This window comes from Rothia sp. HMSC065D02 (genome assembly GCF_001815285.1).
Classification (GTDB): domain Bacteria; phylum Actinomycetota; class Actinomycetes; order Actinomycetales; family Micrococcaceae; genus Rothia; species Rothia dentocariosa.
Genome location: NZ_KV820089.1, coordinates 425,756 through 438,110, shown reverse-complemented (window position 1 = coordinate 438,110; position 12,355 = coordinate 425,756). Strand labels below are relative to the sequence as shown.

Below are 12,355 nucleotides of genomic sequence, written 5' to 3'. Positions count from 1 at the left end.
GGGGGGGGGGGAGGTGATCCCGAGTAAAACTCATCAACCCAGCCTTTTTTCTTACCGCCTAAGCGCCGCGACCCGCTCGGCACTCGCGCCGGACCGCTAATCAGGCTACTGCCCGGCGTTCTCTCGGCGAATCGCCTCCCTGCGCAGTCGTCACGAAGTCGGACCGCCCGCGAGAATACCTGCCGCATACGCCGCCTGTCCCACGTGCTGGGCGGCATCGTCGATCATGCTCACGAGCCGCACCCCGCGCGTCACATGCGGAGTCCACGACGTATCAATCGCGTCATCCAAATCAGCCTCGCTCAAACCCGCAATATACTCGCTCAACGTCGCGGTGGCTGCACCCAAATATTTGACCAGCAGCGCGGCATCCTCCACCACGACGGCACGCGCCTGCTCCGCAGTATGACCGTAACCCACCGTATCGCCCAGCTCGCCCAAGTTGAAGCGGGCATCGAACCCCTGGCTATGCCACACCTGCGGTTCACCATTCAGCTGCGCGAGCTGCGCATCCATCTGCCGCCCCGCATGCCACAGCAGCCAGGCGATCGAATTCGTATGCCCACCCGCGTGCGCGTTCAATGCCCCTTCGGGCAGAGTGTTTATGAGGGCTTTCGCTTCGGTGGCGGGTCGGCTTACGGCTTCACGCAGAACATCGCGGGCATCCATTGCGGCTCCTTTGTTTGGGAGTAAAAGCGTTTACCACCAGTCTAGATTTCAAAGCGCAGAAGCACATCTATTTTGAGGCTATTTAAGCTGCGAAACGCAAAGCAACCCGCAGGATGGGATGCACTTCTGCGAGTTACCGCGCCGCCCCACACGTCATATGCAGACAATATAATCAGTGGAGAATATGTTTTAGGTGGACCGATTCAGGACCCGAGGAGGTAGAGATCGTTGACTATCACTGACAAAATTGCACCAATTCATCCCGGAGAAGTCCTGCTGGAAGACTTCATTGAAGGGTTTGGGATTACCCAGAATAAGGTGGCGGTGGCAATCGGCGTGCCGCCCCGGCGCATCAATGAGATCGTGCACGGCAAACGAGGAATCACAGCCGATACAGCTGCGCGCCTTGCCCGATACTTTGGCACAACACCGCAGTTTTGGCTGAACCTGCAAACCACGTATGAGCTCGATATGGTGGAAGACCTCAAGGGTGAGCAGATAGCGGCAATCCAACCGCTCAAGGTGGCATAACAGCCAGTACTGCCCTTGTCTATTTTGGGGTTTGTTTTGCATTCGGCGACTTAAATAACCGCCAGATGCAAAACAAACCCCAAACTAGAAAGCCGAGGCGCGCTAGGGGTCAACCCGCAATAACGCTCACCGTCGCCGCCGTTCTTCCACAACTAACTCTGCGCGACGGCCTCCTGGTAGTGCTCGCCCCACGCCCTCAGCGCATCGAACAGGGTGCGCATGCTCTGCCCCAGCTCGGTCAGCTTATACTCCACGCGCGGCGGCACCTGCTCGTAGACGGTGCGGGTGAGAATTCCGCGAGCCTCAAGCTGGCGCAGATTCTCGGTGAGCACCTTCTGCGAAATATCGCCAAGCGAGCGCTGAAGCTCTTTATATCGCAGGGGCCCGTTCAATAAATAGTGCACAATGAGAGCGCCCCAGCGCGTTGAAATAACCTCCAGTGTGGCTTCGACAGGGCACTGCGGTAACTCAGGATCTGTGTAGGAGTCTTGATTAAACACTTTAGTTCCTTAAGGTAACTGGGGCACGTTAAAGTGCCGTCTTCACAGGTGTTTATCGCGTCGGTAGCGTTGAATACGTCCTAAGAATACAACGTTTATCGCGGAGGAAACATGAAAATCGCAGTCATCGGCGCAAACGGTAAATCCGGTACTCTCGTCGTGCGCGAAGCCGTCGAACGCGGGCATGAAGTTACCGCTATCATGCGTTCCGAGCACTCTAGTCAGGCGCAGCACACGCTCATCAAGGATGTTTTCGCGCTCACTCGCAACGACCTGTCGGGGTTCGACGCGGTGGTAGACGCCTTCGGCGCATGGACTCCCGAGAATCTGCACCTGCACAAGGAACACCTAGTTCATCTTGCGGATGCGCTCAGCGGCACCCAAACCCGTCTGCTCGTTATCGGCAGCGCCGGTAGCCTCTACACCGACTCGACCACGGATCAGCGGCTTGTAGACTCGCCCGCTATGCCCGAAGAATTCAAACCGCTGGCTACCGCGATGGCGCAGGCGTATGATGCGCTGCGCATCCGCGACGATGTTGCCTGGACGTACCTGAGCCCGGCCCTGGTGTTTAACCCTGAGGGTGAGCGCACGGGTGAATACCAGCTGGCAGGCGATGTGCTGACGATGAATGCCGCCGGGCAGAGCGAAATCAGCTATGCGGATTTCGCGGTCGCCGTGATTGACCTTATCGAGTCGGGAGAGCATCAGCGCGAGCGCGTAAGCGTGGTGTCGCGGTAGCTTGCACCCCCGCTGCCAGGTGTAAAAAGAGCCTTTATGTGAATAAAGCGTTGGAAATCCCGCTTTATTCACATAAAGGCTCTTTTTAGGCTGCATAAGATAAGGTAAGCAGCCCCAGTGCAGCGTCAAAAAACTTAATGTTTTCTTGCAAAAACCAGGAATAAATGCCACACGCCGCCCGTTGAAGTTCACCGGAACACCAGACACGAATTATAAACACCTCAAACTTCACCGGGAGAACACTATGACTACCGCGCGCCTTCACTTCGATATGGTCGTTATCGGCTTCGGCAAAGGCGGCAAAACCCTTGCTGGCGCCTACGCGAAAACAGGCAAGAACGTTGCCCTAATCGAGCAGTCCTCGAATATGTACGGCGGCACCTGCATCAATATCGGGTGCGTACCCACCAAGGCGCTTGTGCACCGGGCTGACGAGTTCCGTGCCCTCGGCGAACACAACGTCGAAGCTGCGAACGCCGCTTACGAGAGCGCCGTGATTTTCCGTGACAAACTCACCGGTGCCATGCGCGCGAAGAACCGCGAAATCCTCGAATCGAATGCCACCGCCAAACTCATTGACGGTCACGCACGGTTCCTCTCAGACACCGAGGTTGAGGTCACCGCGGGTGAGGACAAACTGGTCGTCACCGCCGACTGCTTTATCATCAACACCGGTGCCGTGGCGACTATCCCGCCCATCCCGGGTGCCCGCGAATCGAAGCGCGTGCTCACCTCTACCGAACTGCAGAAGATCACCCCGCGCCCGAAGCGCCTGGGCATTATCGGCGGCGGTCCTATCGGCGTCGAGTTCGCCGGTATTTTCTCCTCCTACGGCACCGAAGTAACCCTGCTTGAAGGCGCTCCCGCGCTTTTCGGGCGTTACGATGACGACGTCGCCCAGGCAGCACGCGAGATTATCGCCGACCAAGGCATTACCGCCCACGCGGGCGTTCGCGTAGAGACCGTTACCGATAACGCCGACTCCGTGACCGTGAACTACTTGGACTCCGAGGGCGCATCCAAGCACCTTGAGGTGGATTACGTGATGGTCGCAACCGGGCGTAAACCCGCCACCGAGGGGCTGGGGCTTGAGAATACGAGCATCGAAACCACCGAGCACGGCGCAATCGCTGTCGACGAGCACCTGCGCACCACGGCACCGAATATTTTTGCGCTTGGCGACGTTAACGGCGGCCCGCAGTTCACCTACATTTCGCTGGATGACTACCGCGTGGTGCTTTCGCAGCTGCTCGGTGACGGTTCCCGCTCCACGAAGGACCGCCAGGCGGTTGCCGCAACCATCTACATGAACCCGCCGCTCTCGTCCGTCGGCCTGACTGAGCGTGATGCGCTCGCCGCCGGTCACACCATCAAGGTTGCCGCCAAGCCTGTTGCCGCTATCGCCGCCATGCCGCGCGCAAAGACCCTGGAAAACTCGCGCGGCATCATGAAGTTTGTGATTGATGCCGAGACTGACCAGATTCTTGGTGCTCAGCTGTTGGTGGTCGAGTCTATGGAGGTTATCAACCTCGTGGCGTTGGCAATGCGCCACAATATTACGGCATCACAGCTACGTGATGAAATTTACACCCACCCGTCGATTACTGAAGGCCTGAATGAGGTTTTGGCGAATGCGGTGCCTGTGAATTAACCTTTATCCTTGAAATAACAGGAGACTTTGGGGTGCCTGCGAGCTTCCCAACCCGTGCTGTCGTGATGCGGCGGCGGGTTGGGAAGCTCGTTTAGTTACGGGGCGTCTATATCTATTAGCTAAGGGTGACCTAATATAGTACTTGCAGACAGACAAACGTTCTATTAAGAACCCCCTAAGCTGTTGTAACTCAATGGCAGGAGAAGATCATATGGCGCTACCCAAGATTGCCCCCTATTCGTACCGCGAACAAGAGCATCAAAACCGTGTAAACTGGCGGGTCGATCCCGCGCGTGCCGCGCTTCTCGTGCACGATATGCAGGGCTATTTCGTGCGCGCATTTGAGCTGGAACGCGACGGACAACACCTCCCAGACGCCCAAATCAACATTGCCATTGCCAATATTCGCCGCCTACTAGATGCGGCACACGCGGCGAACATACCGGTCTACTACACCGCCCAACCACCCCGCCAGAATCCCGCCGACAGGCGCCTGCTGACAGACTTTTGGGGCGACGGCCTGCAAGACGACGAAAACGCCCGGATCCTCGACGAACTCGCCCCCACCGAAGCCGATACCGTGCTCACCAAATGGCGCTACTCCGCCTTCGTGCGTTCCCCGCTCGAAGAGCAGCTCAAAGACCTCGGGCGCGATCAGCTCATCATCGGCGGCATATACGCACATATCGGCTGCCTGACCACTGCCCTTGAAGCGTTCATGCGCGATATTCAGCCCTTCATGGTGGCGGATGCGCTCGCCGACTTCACCGAAAAAGAGCACCGCATGGCCTGCGAATACGCCTCAGGTCGATGCGCCCGCGTGCTTAACACCACCGAGGCGCTGGAGAACATCAACACCGGTGCTCTCGTCACAGCAGACGAGCCGGAACTCCGGAAGGTATGCGCATGAGCTGGGTTATCGTGACCGGCGCAAACGGCGGAATCGGCGCGGCAACCGTGCACGAACTCATCAAGAATAACTATTCGGTTTATGCCGCTGATTTGGCGGAAAAACCGCACGAATCATTCGCCACCTACGGCGACGCCATCTTCCGCTACCGCTCCGTTAACGTGAGCGACGAAGAATCGGTGCGGGCGCTCGCACGTGCCGCCGCTGAAGTGGATGAACCTATCCAAGGCGCCGTCTTGGCGGCGGGAATCGTGCACAGCAAACCGCTCTTAGACACCTCTTTTGAAGACTGGAAACGGCTGCATGCGGTCAATGCTGACGGCGTTTTCCTGTGCCTGCGTGAGTTCGCGCGCGCTATGATTGAGCAGGTGCAGACATCGCCCGAGAATACGCGTTCGCTGGTGACGGTCGCCTCCAACGCCGCCCGCGTGCCCCGCGCCGAGTTTGGTGCTTACGGGGCCTCGAAAGCCTCAGCGGTGCGCGTATCGTCAAGCTTTGGGCTGCAGCTGGCGCGCCACGGCATTCGCGTGAACACGGTTTGTCCCGGAACCACCCGCACTCCCATGGTGACCGACGCCTGGAACGGCGAAGACCTCAGCGCCCTACCCGTGGCAGGTAGCCCTGAGACTTTCCGTCTGGGAATTCCGCTCGGGCGCATCGCTGACCCCGCCGATATTGCGGCGGTGAATGCCTTCCTCATCAGCGATGCCTCACGGCATATCACCATGCAAAATATTGTTGCCGATGGCGGCGCAACCTTCTAGCAGACCCGAAAGGCGTTATCAGTGAGCAATAATCTTCCTGATTTTATGTTTGCCACCGGCACCCGCGTGATGCGCACCGCCGGTTCCCTGCGCCAGGTCACCCTTGAGGATGCGCGCGCCGCCGCCGAGTCCGCCGGTACCGCTGTGGTCGGTCTGATTCCTTTCGACCCGAACGCCACCGCGCATCTTTTTGTGCCCGAACGCCTGCAGATCGACGACATTCCGGTGCCCGAGCATGAGGTTACGCTCGCCGAACCAACGCAGATTGAGGGCCGCGAAAACCCCGGGTATCGGCAGGCGGTGGCGACCGCCGTTGAGCGTATGAAGGCGCATCAGCTGGATAAGGTCGTGCTTTCCCGTCTGCTGCGCGCCGATTATGCGCCGAGCACACTCGACCTCGCCGGGGTGTACAACAACCTGCGCGCCCAGCAGCCCAACACGTTTGTTTTTAGCGTTAAGCTGCCGCAGGGTCACCGCGGGTTGGAGCATCCGTATCTGATGGGTGCCTCGCCGGAGCTGATTTTCAGCACGGAACCCGATACCGGGGAGGGCAGCGCCTTCAAAACGCACCCGTTGGCGGGCAGCGCGCCGCGTATCGCCGAGCATGGAAGCGCCGAAGATGAGGCTCTTGGGCAGCGGCTTATGGCTTCGCGTAAGGACCGTGGCGAGCATGCGACCGTTATCGCCGATATTCGGGCTCAGCTGGAACCCATGACCCGCCAGCTCACTATTCCTGAGGCGCCTTCGCTTCTGCAGACCCCGCAGCTGTGGCATTTGGGCACCCCCATCTCGGGCGTGCTCAAGCAGGGTATGACCTGTCTGGATGGTGCGCGCGCCATTCACCCGACCCCTGCGATTTGCGGCGCCCCCACCGAGACCGCACGGCGTATGATCGCCGAACTTGAGCCGTTTAGCCGCGACTATTTCGGCGGGCTCATCGGCTATATGAACGCGGACGGAAGCGGCCAGTGGGCGCTCGTGCTGCGCTGTGCTGAGGTTGATGCGCAAACCGCCATCCTCTACGCGGGCGCGGGCATTGTGGCTGAGTCAGACCCGGTGCTGGAACACACCGAAACCGGCACGAAACTGGGCAGTTTCGGGCGCGCTCTGGGCATTAATACGCTGCCGCAGGCGGTTCCAGCAGACGCTTAACATCCAGCGGTGTGGCGACCGAGTGTACATCCACCACGGGAACGGTGTCTTCGGTTGCCACCGCCAGCAGGAACCGTTCGGGATGCGCCGCCCGCCCCGCCGTATCCGCCGTTGGATGCGCTACCGGGCTGAGCGTCAGCACCGACCAGGTAATAAAGAACGAGCGCTCGTCGCCCTCGCGGGCGTTTTCGCCCGATATATCGCGGGTTTTCGGGGTCTGATGCTTATCGGCGTCCTCACCGCCCGCCGACGTTTCCTCTGCTGACGTATCTGAGTCTTCGGGCAGAGTGAGCGTGGCACGCACACTCACTCGCGGACTTACCGAAAGCTCATGCTCGCAGGGGCGATCCTGCCTGCCCGGCGCATCCAGCGGGTTTGCCGGTTCGCACAGGGCGCTGACCATCGCCAAAGTCGCATCGTCGCACTCAATCTGCACCGTCTGCGGTGAAACGCTTAGCCCGTGCCCGGTTGCCTTGAGTACCGCCTCCTTCGCGGTCCAGATGGCAACTCCCGCCGCCTGCTGCTGGCCTGGCGGCAGAGACTCATAGGCGGTACGTTCGTCGACGGTGAGCGCAACCCGTGCGAAACCCGGAAAAAGTGAGGCCTGAACCGCCTCAAGATCAATGCCGAGAACCACCTGCTGCTGCGCACAAAAACCGCCCGCCGCCAGCGAGGGAACCTGCGACATATTGAAATTCACGCCCGCAATGCGCGGCTTACCGTGCGGTTTACCGCTCGTGCAGAGCCGACATGACCGATCCACCGTGATCGTGCGTGCGCTCCGCCCCGAAATACCCAGCCGAGGCGCAGCCAACGCCCGCATGAGAGCTTCAGTCGCCAGGTAACTCACCGAGGCCGACGGGCTGTGTATCGACGCCGCCTTGCGCCGAGCATCCTCGCCCACATAGTCAAGCCACGTAAACCTTAACCCGCCGGTAAAGGTGCGGGTGGGCAGGGTAAATACACTGATGTGCGTGCGTGAAACATCCGCATCCCCGGAAGATATAGAGTGGATGGTCATACCCTAAGTCTACCTGCCTGCCGCCTGGAACCTGCGTGACGTGACGAAACCTCTAGCTTCATGAACTGACGCCACACTCTGCGCTTTACGAGCGTGTAAGGTAAAGTCGAGAGCATGCAGAATCAGATTATTGCAGCGGCTGACGGCTCCGCGCTTGGTAATCCCGGACCTGCCGGATGGGCATGGTACATTGACGAGAACCACTGGGCGGCAGGGGGCTGGGAGCACGGTACCAATAATATGGGCGAGATCAAGGCGGTTCTCGACCTGTTTGAGGCGACCGCCCACCGCGCCGAGAGCAAACTTCTGATCTACTGCGACAGCCAGTACGTGATTAACTCCCTCACCCAATGGATGCCCGGGTGGAAGAAACGCGGCTGGAAAAAGGCCGACGGTAAACCCGTGCAAAACCGTGACCTGCTCGAAGCGCTCGATGCCGCAAGCACCGGCAGGGACTACGAGATGGTCTGGGTTAAGGGGCATGCAGGGCATGAGCTGAACGAGGCCGCAGATTCCCGCGCGAACGCAGCCGCACAGGCCTTCAAAGAGGGGCGAGAACCCGAAACCGGCCCGGGCTTTCCCGGCTCGCCGCATACAGCAGGTGAACAGATAGCCCCGAGTGCTCAAGCCACCCAAACTCGTGAAGCCGAGAACCATGCTCACGCCCAAGACCCCGATACTCTCGCTGCGGATGCGCACCTGAGCCTCGAATACTTCACCGAAACCGAGGTGGAACGCGCACGCCAGGGGTTCGATTCCCTGAAACTTAACGGGATTCTCAAGCCCGCATCCGCCGTTGCTGCCCCCGATCCGCAGGCGGTGCAGGAGCGGAAAACGAAACTTGCCGAAGCCTCTGCACGTGCCGCAGAGCGTGAGGCGCAGGCGCAGCAACGAGCGCTCGCCGAGCAGGAACTTGCCGAATCAGAAGCTGAAGAGAACGAAGAATTTGAAGGCGAAGAGTTCGAGGAAGCCGAGCAGGAGAATAACTCTCAGGGAAGTGCCACGGAAAATGCCGTGCCCGAAGAGCCAGCATCCGCCCCTACGGGAACCGCTGCACCGGTATCTGCACAACCGGAACTTTCCGCCCCGAACCCCGAAGATGCCGTGCACGCCGAACGTGAGCTTGAGATGCGCGGCGGGAGCATGAGCGAAGCCGAGATTTCTGCGCTGCTGCACGAGCGTCTGGTGTGGGTGACCGCAACCGGTCGTTCCGTCAGCTGTGCCGACACCATCGCGTACCGTGCACGCGCCTTCACCCAGCAGGGCAGCCCCGCCAAACAGGGCGTGCAGGTTGTCGATGATCATAATGTGCTCATCATGGCGGCGGTGCAGACGGCACGCGGGCGGGTCAATCGTTCGAGCCTGTGGCATTACGACACGACGGCAGCCCCGAACGGCTGGCGGCTGCGGTTTAGGCAAGAGACTACCGCGTCCTAAACCCGCAACAGCCTCATTGCCCGCATAAATCGGCGCAGTCCGCACGAGAGACGGTGTTACCAGAGCATCTGCGCCTAAGAAAAACCGGGGCTGCCGTGAAGTCCGCTATCAATCCTTCACGGCAGCCCCGCATGCTATCTCGTTAAAGTTCAGTGCACATAGTGCGGCTCTGGAACCTAGCCCACAAACATCGCAGCGTTCGCGTTTTCAGTCTCCGCATAGTTCAAACCCGCACGGTCAAGAGCCTCGTTAATCTGGGTAATCGACTCTTCCACACGCTTCTGGGTGCCGCGCCAATTATCAAGCACCGCCTGAAAGTTCGTCGATGCCGAGCCCGTCCACGAGCCCTGCAAATCCTGTAGGGATGCGGTCATCCCGGTAACCTCGGCGCTAATGTTAGCGACCTGGGTTTTAGCCTGAGCTGCCTTCGCCGCAATGGTTTCTGAATCGACGACGAACTGTGCCATGATATTCCTCCTGGGTAGGGTGTAAAGGTTTTTTTCGAAAGCTGTCGGCCGCGTGAAATTCTGCCGTAGAATTCCGTTCCGTGCAGCGCTCACCATCTACCCTAGAGAAACGCCCATCGCGATGCGCCCGCGAACCTTACTGTCTGTGGATAACTGCCCGCGCGGGACACAAAAACCGGTTATCCACAATCCGAGAGCGTCCTAAAACCGGTATGGGATGCGGTTTCTCGTCCGCACCAGCCAAATTATGACAACTATGTCCCCGCCCAGCGGTTACTGCGAAACACCGTTATCGGTCATCACCGGCGCCGGATAGAATGGCAGGCTAATCACAAAGGTCGCACCGCCTCCGGGCGTTTCCTCAATATGCACAGAACCGTCGTGCTGCTCCAAAATCGCCGCCACAATCGACAGCCCCAGCCCGGTGCCGCCGGTCTCACGCGAACGCGAGGTATCGGTGCGGTAGAAACGCTCGAACACGCGCTCACGATCTTCACCGTGAATACCCGGGCCGTGATCGCGCACCTCAATAACCGAGAGCGGGTATCCGGGAACATCTTCGCGCACGCCAACCGCGATTTCTAAGGGCGTGCCCGCCGGGGTGTAGCGCATCGCGTTAGTGAGCAGATTGGCGACCACCTGGCGCATCCGCGATTCGTCGCCGATCACGGGTGCACTTGTGGGAGCCACATCGTCGGTGAGACCCACAAGCGAGACTTCACGATCCGGCGACGTTGCGTAGGCGTCGTTGCTGGCATCAACCGCCAGGTGGAACAGATCGAAGGGGGCGAGTTTAGATTCGCGGCGTTCGTCGATACGCGCCAGTGTGAGCAGGTCCTCGACCAGCTGGCCCATGCGCTTCGACTCGGATTCGATGCGCCCCATCGCGGTTGCCACGGCCTCGTCATTGGGCAGGGCACCCTGGCGGTATAGTTCGGAGTACCCGCGAATACTCACCAGCGGGGTGCGCAGCTCGTGCGAGGCGTCCCCCACGAACCGGCGCATCTTCGCCTCTGACTTCGCCTGCGCATTAAACGAACTCTCAATCTGCGCGAGCATAGTATTCAGCGAGATCGCCAAGTTGCCGATCTCGTTGCTGGGGTTGTAATCCTCGATGCGCTGCGAGAGATCCCCGGCGGCAATCTTCGCGGCGGTCTGCTCCACACGCGCCAGCGGCTCGAAGGTGCGGGTCACAATAACCCAGGTCATCGCGATCGCGGCGGCAAGTGTGGCAAGCCCGAACGCGAAGGTCAGCACCCCAACCAGCGCGACCACCTGGTTCGTCTGCTTCAGCGGCAGGGCAATCACCATTGAAGATGCCTGACCGTTGGTTGAAGACTCCAAAGAAATCGGCATAATACGCCAGTCGTTAGAGCCTGTCCGCGAGTTCACGGTCGTGCCGGTTTCGTGGTATTTCTTGACCTTTTCGGAGTCCCAGCCGGTCAGAACCGGCTCGTTTTCCGCCTGCTGATCGGCTCCCGCAATCGAGTACAGCACGTTTCCGTGCTGATCGAGTACATAGACCCGGTACGAGCCGACCGCCCCGTCCTGCCGGGTCTGTGAGGTCCCGACGGAGGAAACGAGCGAGGAAGAGCTCGCCTTCATCTCTTCGTCGAGCTGATGCACCATTTGGGCGCGCAATGCCGAAATCGCCACGAGCGAGGTGACCGCGATAGCAAGCGCAATGAGTACCGAGGTCACCAGCACCAGCTGGGTTCGCAGCGACAGCGAGTGAGGAAGACGATCAACAGGTTTCAGTGGCACGAGATACTAGCTCCGAGAACCGCGAATCATGTAGCCCACACCGCGTTTGGTGTGAATGAGCGGTTCGTGTCCTTCGCGGTTGTTGTCAATCTTGCGGCGCAGGTACGAAATGTACGACTCCACAATGGAGGAATCTCCGTTGAAGTCGTACTCCCATACGTGGTCGAGAATCTGTGCCTTCGAAAGCACGCGGTTTGCGTTGAGCATCAGGTAGTGCAGCAGGTTGAACTCGGTGGGGGAGAGGTCGATTTCCTCGTCTCCCAGGAAAACCTCATGGGTGTCAATGTTCAGGCTCAGGTCGTCCACGCGCAAAATCGCGTCGTCTTCTTCCTGAGCGTTGCGTGACCGGCGCAGAATAGCGCGGATGCGGGCGATCACCTCATCGAGCGAGAACGGCTTGGTGACGTAGTCGTCACCGCCCGCGCCCAGACCGGCAACCTTATCTTCGGTGGCGTCCTTCGCGGTGAGGAACAGCACCGGGTACGTGCGCCCCGCATCGCGCAGACGGCGAGTGACCTCAAAGCCGTCCATCCCGGGCATCATCACGTCGAGGACGATGAGGTCCGGCTGTTCGTTTTCCGCCTTTTCAATCGCTTCGCGACCGTTACCGGCGGTGACAACCTCAAACCCCGCAAACCGCAGGGATGTAGCCAAAAGCTCTAGAATATTGAACTCGTCATCAACGACGAGCAGTTTAGCTTCTGCAGACATTGTGTACTCTTCTTTCACCAGGAAAATTATCGGAAAA

The 12,355-nt window shown here is 59.5% G+C and carries 13 protein-coding genes; 7 read left to right on the top strand and 6 right to left on the bottom strand.

What is annotated here, in order from left to right:
• Nucleotides 1–150: 150 nt before the first annotated feature.
• Nucleotides 151–669: a mycothiol transferase gene (locus tag HMPREF3016_RS06025; RefSeq protein WP_070740969.1), complete on the bottom strand. Its 519-nt coding sequence runs from the start codon at nucleotides 667–669 to the stop codon at nucleotides 151–153.
• Between the two features lie 228 nt (nucleotides 670–897).
• On the opposite strand from HMPREF3016_RS06025, the gene HMPREF3016_RS06020 reads away from it, so the two are divergent.
• Nucleotides 898–1,200, top strand: a complete 303-nt coding sequence (locus HMPREF3016_RS06020) for a HigA family addiction module antitoxin (RefSeq protein ID WP_070696596.1) — start codon at nucleotides 898–900, stop codon at nucleotides 1,198–1,200.
• Nucleotides 1,201–1,352: 152 nt separating this feature from the next.
• Here HMPREF3016_RS06020 and HMPREF3016_RS06015 read toward each other — a convergent pair whose 3' ends face one another.
• Entirely contained in the window at nucleotides 1,353–1,700 is a 348-nt protein-coding gene (locus HMPREF3016_RS06015) for a winged helix-turn-helix transcriptional regulator (protein ID WP_070740966.1), read from the bottom strand.
• A 111-nt stretch (nucleotides 1,701–1,811) separates the two neighbouring features.
• On the opposite strand from HMPREF3016_RS06015, the gene HMPREF3016_RS06010 reads away from it, so the two are divergent.
• From HMPREF3016_RS06010 to HMPREF3016_RS05990, 5 genes are all read left to right on the top strand, one after another.
• Nucleotides 1,812–2,441, top strand: coding sequence for an NAD(P)-dependent oxidoreductase (locus HMPREF3016_RS06010; RefSeq protein WP_070740963.1), 630 nt, complete (start codon nucleotides 1,812–1,814; stop codon nucleotides 2,439–2,441).
• Nucleotides 2,442–2,685: 244 nt separating this feature from the next.
• Complete coding sequence (locus HMPREF3016_RS06005; RefSeq protein ID WP_070740960.1) at nucleotides 2,686–4,092, top strand: FAD-dependent oxidoreductase; 1,407 nt, start codon at nucleotides 2,686–2,688, stop codon at nucleotides 4,090–4,092.
• Nucleotides 4,093–4,303: 211 nt separating this feature from the next.
• Nucleotides 4,304–5,002: an isochorismatase family protein gene (locus HMPREF3016_RS06000; protein WP_070740957.1), complete on the top strand. Its 699-nt coding sequence runs from the start codon at nucleotides 4,304–4,306 to the stop codon at nucleotides 5,000–5,002.
• Entirely contained in the window at nucleotides 4,999–5,766 is a 768-nt protein-coding gene (locus HMPREF3016_RS05995; RefSeq protein WP_070740954.1) for an SDR family oxidoreductase, read from the top strand. The genes HMPREF3016_RS06000 and HMPREF3016_RS05995 overlap by 4 nt, the downstream gene beginning before the upstream one ends.
• Nucleotides 5,767–5,787: 21 nt before the next feature.
• The gene (locus HMPREF3016_RS05990; protein WP_070740951.1) at nucleotides 5,788–6,918 is read left to right on the top strand and encodes an isochorismate synthase; all 1,131 of its coding nucleotides are present in this window, start codon (nucleotides 5,788–5,790) and stop codon (nucleotides 6,916–6,918) included.
• Here HMPREF3016_RS05990 and HMPREF3016_RS05985 read toward each other — a convergent pair.
• On the bottom strand, nucleotides 6,881–7,939 hold the full coding sequence (locus tag HMPREF3016_RS05985) for a 4'-phosphopantetheinyl transferase family protein (RefSeq protein ID WP_070740948.1): 1,059 nt from the start codon (nucleotides 7,937–7,939) through the stop codon (nucleotides 6,881–6,883). The two genes, HMPREF3016_RS05990 and HMPREF3016_RS05985, sit on opposite strands and share 38 nt — an antisense overlap.
• Before the next feature lie 114 nt (nucleotides 7,940–8,053).
• Here HMPREF3016_RS05985 and HMPREF3016_RS05980 point away from each other — a divergent pair, with 114 nt between their 5' ends.
• Nucleotides 8,054–9,376, top strand: a complete 1,323-nt coding sequence (locus tag HMPREF3016_RS05980; RefSeq protein WP_070740944.1) for a ribonuclease H family protein — start codon at nucleotides 8,054–8,056, stop codon at nucleotides 9,374–9,376.
• A 176-nt stretch (nucleotides 9,377–9,552) separates the two neighbouring features.
• On the opposite strand, the gene HMPREF3016_RS05975 is transcribed toward HMPREF3016_RS05980, so the two are convergent.
• From HMPREF3016_RS05975 to HMPREF3016_RS05965, 3 genes are all read right to left on the bottom strand, one after another.
• A complete protein-coding gene (locus tag HMPREF3016_RS05975; RefSeq protein ID WP_070740941.1) occupies nucleotides 9,553–9,843 on the bottom strand; it encodes a WXG100 family type VII secretion target in 291 nt (96 codons plus the stop codon).
• A gap of 273 nt (nucleotides 9,844–10,116) precedes the next feature.
• Entirely contained in the window at nucleotides 10,117–11,607 is a 1,491-nt protein-coding gene (locus tag HMPREF3016_RS05970) for a sensor histidine kinase (protein WP_070740939.1), read from the bottom strand.
• A gap of 6 nt (nucleotides 11,608–11,613) precedes the next feature.
• Entirely contained in the window at nucleotides 11,614–12,318 is a 705-nt protein-coding gene (locus tag HMPREF3016_RS05965; RefSeq protein WP_013397834.1) for a response regulator transcription factor, read from the bottom strand.
• Nucleotides 12,319–12,355 lie beyond the last annotated feature (37 nt).

Coding starts and splice junctions, on each gene's coding strand:
- HMPREF3016_RS06025 (WP_070740969.1), bottom strand. CDS start 669: ATGGATGCCCGCGATGTTCTGCGTGAAGCCGTAAGCCGACCCGCCACC.
- HMPREF3016_RS06010 (WP_070740963.1), top strand. CDS start 1,812: ATGAAAATCGCAGTCATCGGCGCAAACGGTAAATCCGGTACTCTCGTC.
- HMPREF3016_RS06005 (WP_070740960.1), top strand. CDS start 2,686: ATGACTACCGCGCGCCTTCACTTCGATATGGTCGTTATCGGCTTCGGC.
- HMPREF3016_RS06000 (WP_070740957.1), top strand. CDS start 4,304: ATGGCGCTACCCAAGATTGCCCCCTATTCGTACCGCGAACAAGAGCAT.
- HMPREF3016_RS05995 (WP_070740954.1), top strand. CDS start 4,999: ATGAGCTGGGTTATCGTGACCGGCGCAAACGGCGGAATCGGCGCGGCA.
- HMPREF3016_RS05985 (WP_070740948.1), bottom strand. CDS start 7,939: ATGACCATCCACTCTATATCTTCCGGGGATGCGGATGTTTCACGCACG.
- HMPREF3016_RS05980 (WP_070740944.1), top strand. CDS start 8,054: ATGCAGAATCAGATTATTGCAGCGGCTGACGGCTCCGCGCTTGGTAAT.
- HMPREF3016_RS05975 (WP_070740941.1), bottom strand. CDS start 9,843: ATGGCACAGTTCGTCGTCGATTCAGAAACCATTGCGGCGAAGGCAGCT.
- HMPREF3016_RS05965 (WP_013397834.1), bottom strand. CDS start 12,318: ATGTCTGCAGAAGCTAAACTGCTCGTCGTTGATGACGAGTTCAATATT.